Origin of the sequence: Rhodanobacter sp. K2T2 (assembly GCF_013408815.1) — a bacterium.
Lineage (GTDB): Bacteria > Pseudomonadota > Gammaproteobacteria > Xanthomonadales > Rhodanobacteraceae > Rhodanobacter.
Window position 1 is genome coordinate 31,644 of sequence record NZ_JACCCA010000009.1, and the last position, 16,489, is coordinate 48,132.

The 16,489-nt window shown below is 56.5% G+C and carries 16 protein-coding genes and 1 pseudogene; 8 read left to right on the forward strand and 9 right to left on the reverse strand.

The features are described 5' to 3' along the window. Positions 1 to 28 precede the first annotated feature (28 nt). Positions 29 to 991: a DUF932 domain-containing protein gene (locus HDE78_RS14740; protein WP_179480829.1), complete on the reverse strand. Its 963-nt coding sequence runs from the start codon at positions 989 to 991 to the stop codon at positions 29 to 31. 138 nt (positions 992 to 1,129) lie between these two features. Beyond that, positions 1,130 to 1,438 (reverse strand): hypothetical protein, encoded by a 309-nt coding sequence (locus HDE78_RS14745; protein WP_179480831.1) that lies wholly within the window; start codon positions 1,436 to 1,438, stop codon positions 1,130 to 1,132. 470 nt (positions 1,439 to 1,908) lie between these two features. Between HDE78_RS14745 and HDE78_RS14750 the strand changes: the two genes are divergently transcribed. Further along, positions 1,909 to 2,679 carry a hypothetical protein gene (locus HDE78_RS14750; RefSeq protein WP_179480833.1) on the forward strand — a complete coding sequence of 257 codons (771 nt, stop codon included), beginning with the start codon at positions 1,909 to 1,911 and terminating at the stop codon, positions 2,677 to 2,679. Positions 2,680 to 2,974: 295 nt separating this feature from the next. Then, entirely contained in the window at positions 2,975 to 7,126 is a 4,152-nt protein-coding gene (locus tag HDE78_RS14755) for an ATP-binding protein (RefSeq protein WP_179480835.1), read from the forward strand. Between the two features lie 19 nt (positions 7,127 to 7,145). On the opposite strand, the gene HDE78_RS14760 is transcribed toward HDE78_RS14755, so the two are convergent. Together HDE78_RS14760 and HDE78_RS14765 are read right to left on the reverse strand one after the other, a co-directional pair. Further along, a complete protein-coding gene (locus tag HDE78_RS14760) occupies positions 7,146 to 8,612 on the reverse strand; it encodes an SEC-C metal-binding domain-containing protein (protein WP_179480837.1) in 1,467 nt (488 codons plus the stop codon). A gap of 112 nt (positions 8,613 to 8,724) precedes the next feature. Further along, positions 8,725 to 9,378, reverse strand: a complete 654-nt coding sequence (locus tag HDE78_RS14765) for a response regulator transcription factor (protein ID WP_179480839.1) — start codon at positions 9,376 to 9,378, stop codon at positions 8,725 to 8,727. Between the two features lie 141 nt (positions 9,379 to 9,519). Here HDE78_RS14765 and HDE78_RS14770 point away from each other — a divergent pair, with 141 nt between their 5' ends. Next, positions 9,520 to 9,771, forward strand: a complete 252-nt coding sequence (locus HDE78_RS14770; RefSeq protein WP_218862398.1) for a hypothetical protein — start codon at positions 9,520 to 9,522, stop codon at positions 9,769 to 9,771. Positions 9,772 to 10,036: 265 nt separating this feature from the next. Here HDE78_RS14770 and HDE78_RS14775 read toward each other — a convergent pair whose 3' ends face one another. After that, positions 10,037 to 10,300 carry a hypothetical protein gene (locus HDE78_RS14775; protein WP_179480843.1) on the reverse strand — a complete coding sequence of 88 codons (264 nt, stop codon included), beginning with the start codon at positions 10,298 to 10,300 and terminating at the stop codon, positions 10,037 to 10,039. A 286-nt stretch (positions 10,301 to 10,586) separates the two neighbouring features. On the opposite strand from HDE78_RS14775, the gene HDE78_RS14780 reads away from it, so the two are divergent. The 4 genes from HDE78_RS14780 (at position 10,587) to HDE78_RS14795 (ending at position 12,342) form a co-directional block, all read left to right on the forward strand. After that, the gene (locus tag HDE78_RS14780; RefSeq protein ID WP_218862400.1) at positions 10,587 to 10,994 is read left to right on the forward strand and encodes a BON domain-containing protein; all 408 of its coding nucleotides are present in this window, start codon (positions 10,587 to 10,589) and stop codon (positions 10,992 to 10,994) included. 15 nt (positions 10,995 to 11,009) lie between these two features. Then, the gene (locus tag HDE78_RS14785; protein WP_179480845.1) at positions 11,010 to 11,528 is read left to right on the forward strand and encodes a hypothetical protein; all 519 of its coding nucleotides are present in this window, start codon (positions 11,010 to 11,012) and stop codon (positions 11,526 to 11,528) included. A gap of 168 nt (positions 11,529 to 11,696) precedes the next feature. Then, positions 11,697 to 11,975, forward strand: a complete 279-nt coding sequence (locus HDE78_RS14790; RefSeq protein WP_179480847.1) for a hypothetical protein — start codon at positions 11,697 to 11,699, stop codon at positions 11,973 to 11,975. Further along, entirely contained in the window at positions 11,962 to 12,342 is a 381-nt protein-coding gene (locus HDE78_RS14795; protein WP_179480849.1) for a CsbD family protein, read from the forward strand. The genes HDE78_RS14790 and HDE78_RS14795 overlap by 14 nt, the downstream gene beginning before the upstream one ends. Before the next feature lie 78 nt (positions 12,343 to 12,420). On the opposite strand, the gene HDE78_RS14800 is transcribed toward HDE78_RS14795, so the two are convergent. From HDE78_RS14800 to HDE78_RS14805, 3 genes and pseudogenes are all read right to left on the reverse strand, one after another. Next, positions 12,421 to 13,125 (reverse strand): DUF4113 domain-containing protein, encoded by a 705-nt coding sequence (locus HDE78_RS14800; protein WP_345776077.1) that lies wholly within the window; start codon positions 13,123 to 13,125, stop codon positions 12,421 to 12,423. A 141-nt stretch (positions 13,126 to 13,266) separates the two neighbouring features. After that, a pseudogene (locus HDE78_RS21095) lies at positions 13,267 to 13,740 on the reverse strand (hypothetical protein); the annotation flags it as partial. Further along, positions 13,737 to 14,234 carry a S24 family peptidase gene (locus HDE78_RS14805; RefSeq protein ID WP_345776071.1) on the reverse strand — a complete coding sequence of 166 codons (498 nt, stop codon included), beginning with the start codon at positions 14,232 to 14,234 and terminating at the stop codon, positions 13,737 to 13,739. The gene HDE78_RS14805 and the pseudogene HDE78_RS21095, both read right to left, overlap by 4 nt. A gap of 278 nt (positions 14,235 to 14,512) precedes the next feature. Here HDE78_RS14805 and HDE78_RS14810 point away from each other — a divergent pair, with 278 nt between their 5' ends. Next, a complete protein-coding gene (locus tag HDE78_RS14810) occupies positions 14,513 to 15,760 on the forward strand; it encodes a GAF domain-containing sensor histidine kinase (RefSeq protein ID WP_179480852.1) in 1,248 nt (415 codons plus the stop codon). On the opposite strand, the gene HDE78_RS14815 is transcribed toward HDE78_RS14810, so the two are convergent. Continuing rightward, positions 15,721 to 16,419, reverse strand: coding sequence for an SOS response-associated peptidase (locus HDE78_RS14815; protein ID WP_179480854.1), 699 nt, complete (start codon positions 16,417 to 16,419; stop codon positions 15,721 to 15,723). The two genes, HDE78_RS14810 and HDE78_RS14815, sit on opposite strands and share 40 nt — an antisense overlap. Positions 16,420 to 16,489: the final 70 nt, after the last annotated feature.

A 16,489-nucleotide genomic window follows, 5' to 3' on the forward strand; every position in this document is an offset into this window, starting at 1 on the left:
ACTCTGAGTCAAACGTCGCGCGGTGCCACTAACTGAGCAACATCAGTGCTTCGTCCCACGCTTTCTTCTTTAGCTCAGCCCCTTGACCAAACCAGGCCGCGTCGAGACGGTGGCCGTCGCTGCGTGCACGGCGATGGTGGTCGACGTATTCCGTCACTGAATTGACGAGGCCCCACGCGGTGTCGGCCGCAGACCTCATGTCAGCGCCTTTACCACGCCCTTCAAACAGCCCCTGTACGGTCTTAAGTGCCCGCTCATTAACCGCCGTGGTTTGTGTTTCGGAGACGTTGGTCGTGGGGTACGTCAGTATTCGCTGCAGCAACGCTTCCACCGTCTTCGCATTGACCCTGCATTCGGACAGGGCTTTCATGCGCTGCATAAAGTCATCCCACGATGCGATCGCGACACCGAGCTGTTGCTTAACCGCTTTTGCATCGAACTGAGTCCGATGCGGCACCTTTACCGCACAGGCATCCCTGCTGAGAGCGACGGACAAGGTGTTCTGGCAAACGACCCTGACCGATGTGAATTGGGCAGTAGTGGCCAGCGAGCCGTCGCATGCCGTGGCGAGCAGTAGATAGCCGTTGACCTGATCGCCACCTTTTAACATCGCGCTCTGGCCTGTGCGTGCGAGCGCCCAGAACTTCCTGCCCTCTTTGAGAACACCGGCCGTCTCTAACTCAAAACCCGCAATTTCCGTGAGGTCACGGTAGAACTCCAGGATCTCCGAGGGCTGGACCACGTGGTAGCGATCGGAGACGATGGCCAAGGGTGCTTTGGTGTCAGAGCGGTAGAGAACTTTCTGGCCCGGGAAGGTGGAGCTGACGTCCGCGTCGAGGCCGCTGTCGAACAGGACGTCTGAAGCCTCGATGGACCAGCGCATGCCGGCTTGTTCAGCCCAGACTTCGAGCGGTTGATGAGGTGCAAGCGATTGACCCAGCCCATGCCAAGGGACCTCGTTGACGTAAGCCATAGATTGAACGGAATGCATGAGTGAACTCCTAAAGAGACAGAAATACGCATAGAGCCCGGCCGAAGCCAGGCTCTATGCGTATCAAGAGGAAACAAGTGATAGGGCGGACGCCCCGTTTAGGCTGGCCACTCGGTCAGCGCGTTGTAGGCGAAAGCTCTAGTCGAACGAGTGGCCGCACTCCTTGCAGAGATAGACGGCCGTGACGGACTGTTTTATCGTTTCGCCGATGAGGGATCCGGCGGCACAACCGGTCGCGCCGCCACGAAGGCCGCCGATGATCGCGTTGGCAATCAAGTGGAGGCGACGACCGTTAACGACAGTCGCGTCCGCAAGGGCCGATTCCGCCAACGCCGATGACACACCACGTATGGCACCCGCCACACCGCCCGTGGCTGTGGCGGTCTTCTGAACGTGATGCTTAAGCGCCGCAAACGCTTCCGCGTTGCAATTCGGACACGTTGTCATAGGGCTGTATTCCCCGATGAAGGTCGTGCTTCACCAGCGGCTTGACGAGTTTTACCGCAAAGGAAACCGATAAAGAAAACGATGGCGAACGCCACGAGGCTTTCTAGGATTGGATAGTTGAAGATCACGATTCGCTCCAAGGGTCTGATAGCTGAAATGATGAAATCAGCTGATTCACAAGAGCACTTTGCTGCTCTCCCTTGAGTTATGTAGATCTCAAATAATTTTGATTGGTGTATCGGTCCATAGCGGTCTAGCAACCTGATCCAATAGCGATATAGGCAACTGGTTACATACAACAGACGAACCACTGGCAATAGCCAGTTTAGCAACCACTGTCTTCGGTCGCAGTCGACAACGACCGGCAGAAATCGACGCAGTTGAGTCGGTCGGAAACGGCTGAGTTAGGCGATAGCAGAGCTCACGCGTGAGGTCGGGAATGCTAAGGTCTCTCGCACTGATCTTGCGCAATGCGCAAAGAAACCAAAACGGGGCAGGGTATGTCGATCTTCGAGGAAACAGTTTCGATCATAAAAACGGCTGAGCGCTTAGTCATTGGACCTCGCGTCAAATCACGCTGGGCATCGATCGAATCTATGATCGATGCCGTTGTGCACGTGCCTTGGTTCCTCCTGATTGGTATCCGGGAACACTTAGCAACTTTTGGGTTCGGGCTGTTTCTTGTTCCTGTCTGGTGGTGCATCCTCGTCGCCATCATGTTGGTAACTGGCGGAAATCCGGCTGCGAACCTTCACGCGTCGAACGGCCGGGTTGTCGCTGGCCTGATGGCTATGGGCTCAGTACTTTTCCCTCTTCCAAGCCGGTCTGCTCGGCTGAGTGCGCGGCCTCAACATGTCGCTAGCCTTGCGGCGTACATCAAATCCGTCGCTCCGGATGATGCCTCCATCAGTTTGCTCCAGTCTGGCGTGGCGGCGCTGGACTCTGTAGCCAGCATGCGGATTACCCGCATTAACTGGCTCCTAGGCATATGTTGGGCTGGCCTAGTTTGGGCTGCGTCGCAATGGGTGTTTACGGCGGAAGTGTCCGATGCATTACGCCAAGAAGCTATGTCACGCGTGTTTGGCGGGTTTCTGATCTTCTTGTTCTTTGGTATTGGCGTTATGTCCCACGAAGCCACGGTTCGCATCGTGAAACAGACCATCGACTTCGCCTTTCTTCAGGCGAGCGATGTGCGAGGGCTGAGCAGTGGTGGATTGGCTGCCGTTGGACAAGGTGATTAGCTGCTGCTATCTCGAGTAGGGCAGTGGGCCGGTTCCGGCCACAAGCAGCCGTTGGCCCGGACTGCTCGCAGAGGCTGACGCCCGCATCCTCAAGTTGACGATCGAGAACAATCGCCTCCAGGCCTGCTTGCTGTCCTCAAAGCAGGCTTCGATGGCGGGGCCTGGTCGCGGGCTCCGGCACGTACCGAACCGGTGACACGGGTTTCGCGAGAGCTGACCGTACTCCGTCGACAATCTGATTGGATTGAATTGGTCGGATCCTAGTACTCTGCCGGAAAATCTCAGCAGTGTACTCATGGCGACGATTGACTTCACCAAGATGCGATCCGCACCTAAGAGTCGCAACGACAGCTTTGAAGCGCTTTCAGTGCAGCTGTTTAGGAACAGCTGCACGCCGCCGGTCGATTCAAGCTTCGTTAGCCTGAGAGGCGACGGGGGCGATGGTGGTGTCGAAGCATACTTTCGTTCCCCAAGCGGCGAGATCCTGGGCGTCCAGGCAAAGTATTTCTTCGAGCTTCGCGCAGCTGAACTGTCTCAGATCTCCAAGTCGCTCGGCACCGCGCTAGCGAATCATCCAAATCTAGCCGAGTATTGGATCTACATTCCTTTCGATCTTACCGGACGTGTCGCGGGCGGTAGCCGCGGCACCAGCCAAGCCGAGCGATTTGAGGTGTGGAAGTCAAAGGTAGAGGCAGCTGCTGTGAAGCGCGCTCGGCCTCTAAAGGTCGTGTTGTGCACTGCGGCAGTCATCCGCAGCCAGCTCCTCCACTTGGATAAGCACGGTGGAATGCGTCGATACTGGTTCGACGACTCGGTGCTGACGCCGGCCCAAATTCAAAATGGGCTGGAAGTTGCTGCCGCATTCGCAGGCCCTCGGTTTTCATCGGCACTCGATGTAGTCACCAATGCGCATGCGGGCCTAGATTTTTTCGGAGGCATAGGGGATTTTCAGGGCTGGCGGGAGGGCGAGCTGGCGCCCGCTTCGAGCGAGTTTCGCGAACTGCGTGGGTGGGGTGATAAGTCGCTTGAAATCCTTGGCAAGACTGACGCTGGGGTGGCTCGAAAGCTTGTGCGCGATGTAGTGGCTGCGTGCGCCGGAATAACCAGCTTCTCTGTCGCGGGATCGCAGGCCGAGCTTGCCCTCGGGTACCTGCGCCGTTTGAACCCGCTCCTAGCAAAAGCTCGTGACGCGCAAGAGAAGGCTTTCTATGCGACTCATGGTCGCGACAAGGACACGCCTAGCTTCCGCCAGTTCATGGCCGAGTACATGTGCACATTTCCCGCCGGCGAAATGGACGCGGCGAGAAAGTGGGAAGAATCGTCGCTTCGGCTTCAATCCGTACTAGCCTCCCAAGAGATCGGTGCGGCAACGACACATTCACTATTGCTCGTCGGTCCGGCCGGAATAGGCAAGACCCACGCCATCGTGAGTGCCGCGCTTCGTCGCTTTGCTCGCGGCGGCAGTTCTCTCGTTGTATTCGGAGAGGACTTCGGAAAGGAAGAGCCTTGGGAGGTCGTCCGCAGCAAGTTAGGATTCGGCAGTGCGGTTGGTCGTTTTGAATTGCTTGAGTGCCTGGAAGCCTGCGCTACGGGCACCGGCCTACCCTTTGTCTTGTACATCGACGCCTTGAACGAGACGCCGCAAAGTTCATTGTGGAAGAACAAGCTTCCTGAGCTGCTCGCACAGTGCAAGCCATACCCCGGAATCAAGATCTGCGTCTCTACGCGAGACACGTACCGCGATTTGGTCGTCGACTCCCGGTTTCCTGGCCTCGCGTTCGAGCACATTGGTTTTGCTGGCCAGGAGTTCGAGGCACTTCAGGCGTTTGCAACTTACTACGGGCTGGACACCGAAATCACGCCGCTATTTTCACCCGAGCTTTGCAATCCCCTTTTTCTGCACTTGGCCTGTAAGACCTTCAAGGCCGAAGGCCTAACCTCGCTTGACCTTTCGCTTCCGGGATTTTCCGCTCTTCTCGACAGCCATTTGAAGCACTGCGACGCGCAAATTCGAAGCCGGCTGCATTACTCCAATCCTAGGAACGTGGTTCGGGCTTCGATGGTCCGACTAGCCGAGACCTTGATACAGAACTTGCCTCAGGAGCGCACGTGGGAAGCGTGTACGGACGCTGTGCGACCGTTGCTCGGCTCTGAGGTGACTCCAGAGGCTATGCTGAAGCAGCTGCAGTACGAAGGGCTTGTGATTCTTTCTCCAGCCGCCGACGACAAGTGGCTCGTCCGCCTCGGATACCAGCGCTACGGCGACACGCTGCGCGCCAACAGTCTTATCGAAAGCGTCAAGCAAGGTGGACTTGACCACGCCGCACTGGCGGTCAAGTTGAGCCAGCTGACTGACGAAGACGAGGGGCTTCTTGAGGCGTTGGCGGCAGTCCTGCCCGAAACAACTGGCATGGAGTTGACTGCGCCTGAATTGTTGCTGGAGCCAGCTCGAGCCCACCGCCTATTTCTTGAAGGGCTGCCTTGGCGTTCTCGCAAGAGCGTCTCCTGGAAGATCCAGCAGGAAGTCTATGGCGCCTTGAACACACCGGGTCTTTGGAAGCAGTGCTACGAGGTTTTTTTTCGCCTCAGCCTGGTCCCAGATCATCCCTTGAACGCAACGCGTTGGCTCGGCTACTTCCTACAGAAGTCCACCATGGTGGATCGCGATGCGTTCTTGACCATCGCGGCGCTAGAATCCTTCGACGCGAAAGGCTCAGTATGGTCGCTCATTCAGGCCGCCCTGTACGCAGACGTGCTCCGCTGGCCGCAGGGGAGCCGACACGAGTGCGTCACGACGCTGGCCTGGCTATCGTCGTGCTCCGATCGTCGAATCCGTGACTTGTCCACCAAAGCACTTACCCGCGTTCTAAGTATGGATCCAGACGTTGGCCAGGGGCTTCTCGAAGAGTTCCAGTACTGCGACGACGACTACATCCTGGAGAGTATTGCGCTGGGATTCTATGGCGCGTGCCTCTTGGACCGGGACGGCGCCAAGAATTTCGCGCCTCTGCTCGAGCGCCTGCTTTCGTCCTCGTTTTCCGACGGACAGAACGTGCTCGTACGTGACTACGTAAGACTGCTTGCAAAGCTATTCGATCCCGCGTGGCTTTCCGATCGCACTGCGCGAGGACTGGAGGCGTATCCGGAGAAGGTGGAATTGCCAAAGCGGTGGCCCACTATTTCCGATGCCAAGCCGCTATTGGATATTGAGCGGCTGCCTTCCAACATGAAATTGTGGGGCGAGTCATTGGGATGTGACTTCTGGCGCTATCAAGTCGAGTCAAAGATTCATGATTTCGACTTGGAGGGCGCCGGCATCAGCTATGAAAACATCGCCTGCTGGATCATGACCGAGGCCCTGAGACTTGGATATCCAGGACACGAGCAAGTCGCCCATGCACACGATTTGGTGCTCGCTCAGAGGTACGGTCAGGGGCGCGGCCGAAAGGGATTCGCGGAGCGCCTGGGTAAGAAGTATTACTGGATAGCTCTTCACCGTCTCATTGGCTTGCTAGCAGACAATGTGCCTCCGAGGACCACTTCCTGGAACTGGAAGCCCGGTCCAGGACACTTATGGTCCGTGGATGTTCGCAAAACTGATCCAACTGATATGCGCGACATCAGCGTGCCGATAGAGTATCCGGACGAGGTCCTGGACTGGCCTCGAGCTGCCTATCCGGATCGGTCGAGTGATACGAAAGCGTGGGCTCGACAGGACGATTACCCACCGCATGACGAGTCTATTCTTCGCAGGTCCAATTCTGGCGAGGAGTGGGTTGCAATCGCCTTGAGCGACCGGAACGACGATCGCGCGGACGGGGACGACGGTATGACCAACCCGTACTTGGGTTCAAATTGGTTCTATACCGGGATCTTTGCAAGCCGCACGGTGGCGAGGACCATTGGCCAGCAGGCCTTGCGGGATGCATTCGACAGTCAGGGAGCCAGTTGCTACCGCGGCTTTCTCGCAGAGTATCCGGACGGCCCCGTGTTCGACCAGATCGCAGCAGAGGGCTATTTCAATCGCGGAAGTGGCGGCATGCTTTTTGCAGAAGTGACTTTGTCACGAGGCGGTGAGTGGGAGTACGACTATTCCTATGTCGGGGCGGGGCGACAAGACCATCTTCGCGTGCCTTGCGAAGATCTGATCAGGGCACTGGCTCTGAAGTGGGATCGGCAGCGGGGGTGGATTGATGGCAGCGGCTCGCTGGCGGCATTCGCGTCCGAGGGAAGGCGTAGGCACGGGTTGTTTGTTCGGCGAGACAGCCTGAACGCATACCTGCAGCTGACTGGGCGAAAGCTCTTGCTTCGGCGATTCGCCAATCGCGGGTATTTTGACCATGGCGCGCACGAAGGCTTCCAGATGGATCGGTTCAATTGGTTGAAGTACCGTGGCCGAGGATTTCTTCAAGTCCTTAGGAGCGAAGAACGCGCCTACGGCTGCTGAGTTCCTGTCGGCAGCGTTCTTAACCCTTACCATGGCACTTCTTGTATTTCTTGCCGGAACCACAAGGGCACGTGTCGTTTCGGCCCACCTTCTTTCCTTGCCAGGACTCATTTGGCGGCACGAATTGGGTCACGGTTTGCTCGTATCGCTGAGCCTGTGGAGTATCAAAGAAGCGCCACAGTTGATTTTGCTCTTCATAGTGGGCTCGCTGTTGTTCGCTCCACTGTTCGCATGGCATCAAGATGAAGTCTTCGGAGTTGGTATCTCCTGCAAACTTCGGCGCGTCCATGCCTATGCCAATAATCCTCTGGAGGTGCGAGAACTTGTTTCTTGCCGACCCACACGCTATCTCCAGAAGCGTCATGCGCTTTTCTCGATAGTCTGGCTGGTTCCGAAATTCTTCGGGTGCACGGATCTGCAGAAAGACGTAGGCAACTTCGGGGAAGAATGATGGCATGAGCGATACATGCCGCATGAAGCCAGATCCGTCTGGAAAATTGACGACATTTTCTCGAATTTTGCTAGACAACGCGCGACGCACGAAGCGCGGCTCCTTGACCATCTCAATGATGGCGCTCTTTCCCCGGAGGAGGTCGGAGTTTCCACCAAGCCTTCCATCAAGCGCGTTTTGACAAGTTCGCTGGATGAGTTCATCCCAAAAATAGGAGACTTCGTCTTCGCGCTTCGTGTTCTTGTATAGCTCAGACTGTACGAAGTCTCGCCATTCGCCCTCACCGATCATCACGCCATTGAACGATCCATCCGAGGAGCCGATCACGTGCTGATTCGTCTTCGCGTCGAAGTTCAACAGATAGTGGCCAAGAAGGTCCTCTTCACCGCAATAGGATAAAGTGTCAAAGCGACCGATTGCTCGCGTCTTCTCGACCAAGTAGCGCGAAAAGTCGGTGATGGTGTCCAACTCACCTAGCACGATCGGCATGTTGTGGCTATCGAACACATGGACCGGGTCTTGGCGATCCATCACCACGTGGAAGGGCCATGGCTCGGACTTGATCTCTGGATCAGAGTAGGTAATCGCCAGGCTTCCATATACGTTTTGCTCGGAACTACGTTTGCAGGCGTCCTTGGCCCCGTGAGCAACTACAACCTTGTGGACGATTGCCGTCGACAGGTTGATTTCCAATGGAAACGGCTGAGCCTGTTTCGGGTCGAGAAAGATGCCACGCCCCGTGCGCAGATAGCGCTCCGCTCCGCGGGCAGTGACGACCTGGCGATCGATGGTCCTACGCTTCCAACGATCCCAAGCGATCAGCGGGTCGTCCTCTGGCGAGTCTGTGAAGGCCTTTTCGCGATCGAAAAAGACAAAGACTTGATCGCCGAACACAGCGAGGACGTCGCACAACTCCTTTCCATCATCCTTGAAAGGATTTGGGTAGGTCCAGAGTTTTAGGAACGATCTCTCGCAGAACTCGGCAAGCATCCGTTCGGTCTCCGTGACCCCCGCCGACTTGCAAATCGCTTCCATGGGCCGCTCCTTGTTTGCTTTAGCCGGCAGAATGCCAGACGGCATTAGGATCGGCTCGTCAAGCCACAGAAAGAAGCTTGGAAGGCCGTTCGCATGCGAACCGCCGCGCACGTCATGAGGTCTCGTCGCCCTCATCCAGATCAAGCGACTTCACCAGCACGGCCGCCTGCGTGCGTGAGCGGCAGTCGAGCTTGGACAGCACGGCCGTCACGTGAATCTTCACCGTGTTTTCGGCCAGCCCGAGCCGCGACGCAATCTGCTTGTTGAGCAAGCCCTCGGCCATCAGCATCAGCACGCGGAATTGCTGCGGCGTCAGCCTGGCCAGCCGCGCCGCCAGCACCGCGTCCCGCTCGCTGCGCTCCGCGCTCGCGGATTCAAACCACAGGCCGCCATCGAGAACGCGTTGCACCGCCTTGTCCAGATCCTCCACCGGTGCAGCCTTGGGTACGAAACCCGCCGCGCCGAACTGCTGCGCGCGTCTTGCGGTGCGCGGATTGTCCTGAGAGGAAATCACGATCACCGGCAAGTCCGGGCGCTCACCGCGCAGCCAGAGCAGCGACGAAAAACCGATAGCGCCAGGCATCGTCAGATCCAGCAAAACCAGGTCGATATCCGGCGTTGCCGCAAGGCAGGATTCGAGCGTGCTTTGACTGGAAGCCTCCAGCACACGGCAATGCGCCATCGCCGCGCGCAGCGCGTGGACGATCGCCGAGCGAAACATCGGATGATCATCGGCGACAAGAATGGTGCCAGCAGTTTCGCTCATGCTTTCTGATTATTGGCCGTAGCGCAACACTAGCGGCCAGAGCTGTCGGCAGCAACTGCGCAGATAGTATCCAGTGTAACGGGAAGCCCGTTGACCTCCATCATCCCGCCTTAAGCAAGGTTCCACGCGGAGATGAAGTCGATGTATGACCTCTGCTCGACTGCCGTGGTGGACACGAGCGCGCTACTTCCGGGCCGCGGGAAACGCGTGATCTCCGCATCGCTCGACTTTTTTAACGAACAGAGCAAGTCCTATATTGCTTCGTTGGAGAGGAAGCTCGCCTTGGAAAGTGAGCCTGTCGATGCACGCTCATTCTCCGAGCGCCTGATGGCCGTGATTGGCCGTCATCCCACCAGCTCTTCTGCTGGTCCTCATTTGGATATCAGCAGCTGAATTTGGTGGTATCACCCAAAGAAAAACCGCCCGGTAGGTCAGGCGGTTTTTTGATCGCGGTAAGGGCAGCGCGGTTTGCCGGCTTCGCATCTTGGCGAGGCAGAGAATCTGTCTTGACCGACAGACGTAGTGCTGGCGGAAGGCGTGAGAACGGCGCATCTTTTACGCTAGATTTTCGTTCAAGAACCTTCAACAACTATGAATTTTTGCAAGTTTCGATTCACGCCATCACGTAGTCCTTAATCCAAAACAGACGAGATCTGGGCTATAAGTTTTCCGGAGGCTCAGAACGTGTTTTAGAATTCTCCACGTTAGCTACTGGCAGAATTCCGAAAGAATGCAAAAGTACATCCACTTCAGCGAGCACCCAACGCCGGTCGTCATCATGCAGTCCTTGCACCGCTGTTTTCACGTGCTCAGCCAATGAAAAGTTCATTTGCTGCGATGATTTATTGACGATCAAAAGATGCGCGACTTGGCCTGTAAACGTAGCCACGCGGTAGGTTAGTGCGCTGCGCAATGCCGCCATTCGTCGTCCTTGTTTGTCGATCAGTTCATCAGTACACCTGGTAGCAAACCCGTGAGTGCAATGACCTTCAGTAGATCAAACTGCTGGTTAGTGCATCAACCAGATGTGAGGCATGTGTCGTGGTTTGCTTCACATTGGATGAGCGCGTCTTGCCGCCGCCTTTGTCAAACAAAGGTATCCACCAGGGGCGTTTGCACGGACGCTTCACTCGTGCTCGTGGATAAAGCAGCACCGATTACAAGGTTGCAGCGCGGGCTGCTTTTTTTCATGCAATGAGGTTCTAGTTATGAAACCCATTCGTTCCATGCTCCTGTCTACTGCTGTATCCGCTTCGTTGCTTGCGTGCGCCACTGCCGCAACAGCACAACAAACCGCGTCGAGCAGCTCCACGATGTCGGCACCTGCCAACGATACGGCGGTGAACAAACGTGATCGCTCATCCCAGACGATGAAGCCGACCGATCAACCCGAAGACAAAGCAGACATCAAGTTGGCAGCTGCCGTTCGTCGCTCGATTTATAAAGACAAGTCACTTTCGACCTCTGCCCACAACGTCAAACTGGTGGCTGCACAAGGCGTTGTGACGCTGCGTGGTCCCGTCAAGAACGCGGACGAAAAAGCGAAAGTGGAAGCCGATGCCAAGGCCGTGTCGGGTGTGTCCAGCGTTGATAACCAGCTCGATGTCAAAAACTAATAAGGATCTAAAACAATGAATGCTTCTGTCTTTTGCACCACCAAAACCGTCGAACAAGCCGAGAACATTGTTTCAGAACTCCAACAGGCTGGCTTTTTCAACGACGACATTTCAGCACTACTTCCCGACAAGCGCGGCACCAAAGATTTCGCTCACGAGCACAACACGAAAGCGCCAGAGGGTGCCACGACGGGCGGCATTGCGGGGCTTGGTGTCGGCGCAGCGGTAGGTTGGCTGGCCGGTATTGGTGCGCTCGCCATTCCTGGAGTGGGTCCGTTCATCGCAGCAGGGCCGATCATGGCGGCACTGGGTGGCGCAGCAGTCGGCACGGCCGCCGGTGGCGTCATCGGTGCGCTGGTTGGACTGGGCATTCCCGAATTTGAAGCTAAGCGTTATGACGCGAAAATTCGCGAGGGCAACATTCTGATCTCGGTGCACACCGATGATAGCAAGCAGCGGGACGTTGCCAAAGATGTATTCAAGCGCAATAACGCTGACGACATTTCCAGCGCATCCGAAGCCAGCGCCAAGTGATCTAGCTGTCCTTTGAACCGGGCCTCACGGCCCGGTTTTTCTTTGCGTGGCCGGTGGAACTTTTTGCTTTGGATCGTTCCAAACCCGCGTCAATTTCTCTCACACATTTGTTTCGCTGCATATTCACGATGGGTGGGACAACGTGCGTGAAAACCCGGGGAGACCACCATGATCCAACTCAATCCACCGCTGCCGATGAACACGCCCAAAGGCGAGGGCTTTGCGCATCTGATGCTCGATTACGGCCCTGAGTCTGACTTGTATTGGGTGGTCTTGATAACCGAAACCGGCGAAATCTGGACATATGCCAACCGATACGTTCGTGCCGGAAAAAACATCACCTTGGGTCGGACCAATCCAACCCTCCCGATGGCACCGGCCGCCCTTGGACCCGGAGAGCGCGTGCCGATGCGGCCTCGCGCGGTTGAAAATTATGAAACCGTTTGACCGCCGCTACTTGGTTGGGAACGTCGACCGAAAAGATGGCCAGTTCTATCTTCTTCGCGACGCTTCGCCCGCTCTTTCAAATCAAATCAATCAACCACAACAAAGTAATTTCATGAACGTCGATCAAGTCCAAGGCACGGTCAATACAGTTGCTGGGCGTATCCAAGACGCAGCCGGCGCGTTAACGGGTGATGCGGACCAGCAGGTCAAAGGAAAGGCACATGCCGAAGCCGGCGACGTCCAGGCCAAGGCCGGAGACATAGTTGAACGCTTCTCCGAGTGGGCTGCTGAGCGACCTGTTAATGCCGTGTTGATTGCCGCCGGCGTTGCCTTTCTGCTGGGCCGCATCACCGCCAGCCGGGACTGAAATTGGTGTCATCTTTTGCATGAAAGAAACGGTCCCAAAAGGCCGTTTTTCTTTACACCGATGCCCTTGGGCGATTGCTTAGCTGACGGCTCGCACTTCATCCCAGCAGGTTGTGTATCGAGGAGATAAATTCTGGCGGTTCATCGCCCACCCACGCTGATCCTTCACACCGGCCGACCCGTTCCCCATCGTGCCCCGACCCCATTTTTCATTCGTCTTATCGAGCAGCGCCATCAGTTTCTCCCGGCGCACATCCTGAGCCGGCGGTGGCGCGTCGAACAGCGAGCCTTGAAGCACGCCTAGCTCACGAAGATCGAGAAGCATCACTCCGGCCTTGACGTAACGAAAGCCCGGCTTCCATAACGCTTTCATTAGGGCCATCGCCCACTGCGTCAGCACCGCGCTGTCGCTCGTTGGCATAGGGAGCGCGATGCTTTTTGATGGACTGTATTGCGGATCCTGCGGCCTGAACCGATTGGTTTCCAAGAACACCCCGAAGCGACCGGCGGTGCCACCCTGCTGCCTGAGTTTTTCTGCCGCTCGCGCCATGTGGAGAGCCATGGGTGCCGACAGCTGTTCGGTGGTGTAAAGCGGGCCACCAAACGAACGGGACGCAATGATCTGTTGTTTGGCTGGTGGCTGGTCTTCCCAGGCCACCGTGCTCACGCCATTCAATTCGGACCACGTGCGCTCGATCACCACGGAAAAGCGTTCCTTCAATCGCTTGCCATCGGCCGCGCGCAGGTCGGCCGCGGTGCGAATGTTGTAGTCCATGAGCTGCATGGCGATTTTTCTGCCGATGCCCCAGACATCACGCACTTCAAACTGACTCAACAGGTCCACCAAGTCGGCTTCGGGCAAAACTGTGAGATCGCACACGCCGTTCCAACGCGTCTGCTTTTTTGCAACATTGTTTGCAAACTTGGCCAAGGTTTTCGTCGAGCCTACGCCGACGCAAACGGGCAGTCCGGTCCACCGTTTCACGCGGTCACGCATCGTGGCGCCGAGCTCGGTCAAATCCAGATGCCATTGGTGAGTGAAGTCGAGGAAACACTCGTCAATCGAATAAACCTCTTGGTCGGAAGGTGGGACAAACTGGGCCAGCACTTCCATAAAACGTCGGCTGATGTCGCCGTAGAGTGTTTAATTCGAGGAGAAAGCCAAGATGCCGTGCTGCTTCGCCAGGCCCTGCATCTGAAACCATGGCATGCCCATCGGCACGCCCAGTTTCTTTACCAGAGCATCGCGCGCGACGACGCAGCCGTCGTTGTTGCTCAACACGCACACCGGCGTGTTGAGCAAGTCCGGTCGGAAGATTTTTTCCGCTGAACAGTAGAACGAATTGGCATCCACGAGCGCGATTCTTGCCTGGGGCCTTCCACGCCCACTCGTGCTCATCGGCCACCACGCTTGAAATTCCGCAAGCAGTTGGTCACCACTCCCCAAATCTCTAAATGGTCGCCGTCCTGCATCACAATCGGTTTGAAGTGAGCATTAGCTGGAACCAACGCCAGTTTGCCATCCAGGTTGCCCAACGTTTTTACAGTCAGTTCGTTGTTCAGAATGGCGACCACGATATCTCCGTGGATGGGATCAAGCCCCCGATCTACGACGATCCGATCCTGATCGAAAAGAATGGGATACATGCTCAGTCCCAGAACTTTCAGAATAAAAGTGCAGGCTTCATGTCCAGGAATGATCATTTCGGCATTGATGTCTATCGAGTCGTCGATATAGTCGCTTGCTGGCGAAGGAAATCCAGCCGCCGCCCCACTGGCGAAAGTAGGCAACGGGAACGCCGTTGGAAGCAGTGAAATCGGCCGTGGACCCACCGCGGTGCTCGCCTCGCGGTAAGCCGCAAGAAAATTGACAATGTTTTCTTTCTGGGACACGGGAACGCGCAGTGGTTCGGTAGGCTCGCCGTAAGCGTTGGAGCCAGGTTTCCGACCTGCGCCTGGTCGGGATCCGCCGTGTTCGGGGGGTGCCATTTGGTGATCTTGATTAGTGTTCGGAAATCAAGACTAGCATCGCCACGGTCTCAGGGATTGAGAGAATGCATTCCTTCAAGTGATCCAACGAGTTAGCTGTTCTGGCCGTCCGGGCGTGGAGCGGCAACGACATTTGAGCCTGCCGGTAGTGGTATCTTCAATTGACATTCAATAGATTTTATATGGCACTGACCGCCACCCGACCCATTGCTGAGGATGTTGCGGCCGTCAACCGCATCTCTGCGGTGCCTAAAATCTTGGAGCTGGCGGCCCACACCAGTGGCATGCGTTTCACGGCCATCGCCCGTGTCACCGAAACCAATTGGACGGCCTGCGCCGTTTACGATTTGATTGATTTTGGCCTGTGTCCCGGCGGGGAGTTGGCGCTCGAAACAACCATATGCAACGAAATCCGCCTGCATCACCAACCGGTGGTCTTCAATCACGCCAGTCAAGATCCAACTTACTCGTCGCATCACACCCCCCTGCTCTATGGACTGGAGAGCTACATCTCCATCCCCATCATTTTTGAAGACGGCACCTTCTTTGGCACGCTATGCGCCGTTGATACGGTGGCTGCCGGTTTCGACGCCGCCCACATCACGAAAACCTTTGAGTTGTTCGCCGCACTGCTCGCGGCCGCCCTGACGGCTGAACTGCGGGAAGAGGCAATGGAGAAGGCGCTCGCCAGCGAGAGCGAGCACGGCATTTTGCGCGAAGAATTCGTAGCCGTGCTGGGCCACGATTTACGGTCGCCCGTGCAGTCAATCGCCATGGGCGCCGAAATGCTTGCGCGCGATCTTCCCGAAGGACGCGAACGCCGGGTCGCGCAACACATTCAGCGCAGCGCCATGCGCATGGGCGAGCTCATCCACAACATTCTTGATCTTGCCCGCGGGCGGTTGGGTAGCGGGATTGCTTTGAACCTGACGCGTCAGGACGAATTGATTGATGAGCTCACCCAAGTGGTTTCGGAAGTGAGAAGCACTCATCCCGATCGTGTCATCAACCTACAAGTGAACGTAAAAACGTCCCCGCTATGCGACAAGGGCCGCATCGCACAAGTGCTGAGTAACCTTGTATCGAATGCGGTTGCCCACGGCGACAAGAATCATCCGATACACGTGGTGATCGGTTCGGGTGATTATGCATTCACCATCCAAGTAGAAAACCGCGGCACGCCCATTCCCCAATCAACGATGGACAAATTATTCCTGCCGTTCACTCGGGGGAAATCAAACGCTCCCAAGCCGGGGCTTGGCCTTGGTCTTTATATCGCCAAACAAATTGCGACAGCCCACGGTGGACGAATAATCGTCCAGTCCAATGCATCGAGCACGTCGTTCACTTTTTCGATGCCACTGGCGCTGGACTCACCGCGGCCCTTGGACTACTCGATTGATATGGGTTCAACCAAGTCTTCGCCCTGATTTTTCGGGTTGCTGACCGCCTTGCTGACCGCGTAATAAGCCAAGTCGGCCTCGGGTAACGACAGTAACAAATCTGACGCTTGGTTACGCGTACCTGTGAGCCATTGCTCCCACATCGAACACGGCAAAATTGCCGGCTCGCGGTCATGGACATTGGAACTGACCAGGCCGGCTCCGTTGGTGATGATGGTGAATGTCTTTTGCCATTCTGCTTGCGGGTCTGCCTTGTCTTTCCAGGCTTCCCACAAGCCGGCGAACATGAGCAGCGAGCGATCTTTAGGGTAAAAGTAATAGGGCTGTTTGCTGCCCGGATCGCCCTGCCATTCAAAATATCCGGTCGCCGGAATCAAGGCTCGGCGGGACTTGAACGCGGCTCGAAAGGTCGGAAGCTTGGCTACGGTCTCTGCGCGCGCGTTGATGCCGCGACCTGCCGATTTCATGTCTTTCGACCATGACGGAACAAGTCCCCAGCGGAGCGCTTTCAACTCGAAACCGTCTTCGCCGTGAGCGATGACCGGAGCCAACTGAGTGGGACAGATGTTGTATCGCGGCTCGCGTGACACCAATTGATCGACAATCAGAGGGTTCATCTTTTCCAGCAATGAACGCTGGTCAAAAGTGAACTCGAATTCAAGCTGGCTGGCATAGCGTCCACACATCTCAGAAGTCTACTGCCGCCGGCGGTGAAGATGTCGCGCTGATGGGGGGCGGCATCACAAAATTTCCACC

What these genes read in the sequence shown, in the direction of transcription:
- HDE78_RS14810 (WP_179480852.1), top strand. Translation starts at nt 14,513, where the DNA reads ATGGCACTGACCGCCACCCGACCCATTGCTGAGGATGTTGCGGCCGTC.
- HDE78_RS14750 (WP_179480833.1), top strand. Translation starts at nt 1,909, where the DNA reads ATGCGCAAAGAAACCAAAACGGGGCAGGGTATGTCGATCTTCGAGGAA.
- HDE78_RS14780 (WP_218862400.1), top strand. Translation starts at nt 10,587, where the DNA reads ATGAAACCCATTCGTTCCATGCTCCTGTCTACTGCTGTATCCGCTTCG.
- HDE78_RS14815 (WP_179480854.1), bottom strand. Translation starts at nt 16,419, where the DNA reads ATGTGTGGACGCTATGCCAGCCAGCTTGAATTCGAGTTCACTTTTGAC.
- HDE78_RS14760 (WP_179480837.1), bottom strand. Translation starts at nt 8,612, where the DNA reads ATGGAAGCGATTTGCAAGTCGGCGGGGGTCACGGAGACCGAACGGATG.
- HDE78_RS14795 (WP_179480849.1), top strand. Translation starts at nt 11,962, where the DNA reads ATGAAACCGTTTGACCGCCGCTACTTGGTTGGGAACGTCGACCGAAAA.
- HDE78_RS14785 (WP_179480845.1), top strand. Translation starts at nt 11,010, where the DNA reads ATGAATGCTTCTGTCTTTTGCACCACCAAAACCGTCGAACAAGCCGAG.
- HDE78_RS14775 (WP_179480843.1), bottom strand. Translation starts at nt 10,300, where the DNA reads ATGGCGGCATTGCGCAGCGCACTAACCTACCGCGTGGCTACGTTTACA.
- HDE78_RS14790 (WP_179480847.1), top strand. Translation starts at nt 11,697, where the DNA reads ATGATCCAACTCAATCCACCGCTGCCGATGAACACGCCCAAAGGCGAG.
- HDE78_RS14765 (WP_179480839.1), bottom strand. Translation starts at nt 9,378, where the DNA reads ATGAGCGAAACTGCTGGCACCATTCTTGTCGCCGATGATCATCCGATG.
- HDE78_RS14755 (WP_179480835.1), top strand. Translation starts at nt 2,975, where the DNA reads ATGGCGACGATTGACTTCACCAAGATGCGATCCGCACCTAAGAGTCGC.
- HDE78_RS14800 (WP_345776077.1), bottom strand. Translation starts at nt 13,125, where the DNA reads ATGCAGCTCATGGACTACAACATTCGCACCGCGGCCGACCTGCGCGCG.
- HDE78_RS14745 (WP_179480831.1), bottom strand. Translation starts at nt 1,438, where the DNA reads ATGACAACGTGTCCGAATTGCAACGCGGAAGCGTTTGCGGCGCTTAAG.
- HDE78_RS14770 (WP_218862398.1), top strand. Translation starts at nt 9,520, where the DNA reads ATGTATGACCTCTGCTCGACTGCCGTGGTGGACACGAGCGCGCTACTT.
- HDE78_RS14740 (WP_179480829.1), bottom strand. Translation starts at nt 991, where the DNA reads ATGCATTCCGTTCAATCTATGGCTTACGTCAACGAGGTCCCTTGGCAT.